This window comes from Arthrobacter sp. Bi83 (assembly GCF_918698095.1).
Lineage (GTDB): Bacteria > Actinomycetota > Actinomycetes > Actinomycetales > Micrococcaceae > Arthrobacter.
The window spans coordinates 1-1287 of sequence record NZ_CAKKLY010000117.1 but is presented as its reverse complement, the minus strand read 5'-3'; the positions used below and the strand labels follow the sequence as shown (position 1 = coordinate 1287).

Below are 1287 nucleotides of genomic sequence, written 5' to 3'. Positions count from 1 at the left end.
CGACCATGAGGGCGCAGGCGACGAGGGTGACCAGGAGGGTGAGGGGGGAGTCGATGAAGACCATGATGAGGACGCCGAGGAGGAAGAGGAGGGAGAGGTAGCCGGTGTAGGGGGCGCCGAACATGCGGAAGGAGGGGCGTTTGAGCCAGCCTTTGTCGGCCCAGCGTTTGAGTTGCATCTGGCACAGGACGATGGTGGCCCAGGTGACGATGATGCCTACGGAGGCGACGTTCAGGACGATCTCGAAGGCTTGGGTGGGGACGAGGTAGTTCAGTGGGACGCCGAGGAGGGAGACGCCGGCGGTGATGGCGATGCCGCCGTAGGGGACGCCGGCTTTGTTCATGCGTTGGGCGAATTTCGGGGCGGAGCCGGCGACGGACATGGAGCGCAGGATCCGGCCGGTGGAGTAGAGGCCGGCGTTGAGTGAGGAGAGCGCGGCGGTGAGGACGACGAGGTTCATGATGACGTCCACGCCCTGGATGCCGATGGAGCCGAAGAACGTCACGAAGGGGCTGACGCCCTTCTGGTAGGAGGTGTAGGGCAGCAGGAGGGCGAGCAGGATGACGGAGCCGACGTAGAACACGGCGATGCGGAAGACCACGGAGTTGATGGCCTTGGGCATGATTTTTTCGGGGTTTTCGGTTTCGCCGGCTGCGGTGCCGACGAGTTCGATGGAGGCGTAGGCGAACAGGACGCCCTGCATCAGGATGATCATGGGCAGCAGGCCGTTGGGGAAGATGCCGCCGTTATCGGACAGGAGGCTGAAGCCGGTTTCCTGGCCGGGGACGGGGGTGCCGAAGATGACGAAGTAGGTGCCGACCACGAGGAAGGCGACCAGGGCGGCGACCTTGATGATGGCGAACCAGAATTCCATTTCACCGAAGACCTTGACGGAGACGAGGTTCAGGGCGAGGACGACGATGAGGGCCATCAGGGCCCAGGCCCACTGTGGCACGTCGGCCATCCAGGGGATGTATTTGCCGAAGAAGTTCATGTACAGGGCCGCGGCGGTGATGTCCACGATGGTGGTGGTGGCCCAGTTGATCCAGTAGAACCAGCCGGAGATGAACGCGGCTTTCTCGCCGAAGAATTCGCGGGCGTAGGAGACGAAGGAGCCCGAGGACGGGCGGTGCAGGACCAGTTCGCCGAGGGCGCGGAGGATCAGGAAGGCGAAGAAGCCGCAGACGGCGTAGGCGATGACGAGCGAGGGGCCGGCGGCGTTGAGCCGGCCGCCGGCGCCGAGGAACAGGCCGGTGCCGATGGCGCCGCCGATCGCGATCATCTGGA

1 protein-coding gene is annotated in these 1287 nt (G+C 64.6%); it reads right to left on the bottom strand.

The window, feature by feature from the left end:
- On the bottom strand, positions 1–1287 hold a 1287-nt coding region (locus LQ144_RS22890; RefSeq protein ID WP_230121533.1), incomplete at both ends, for an amino acid permease.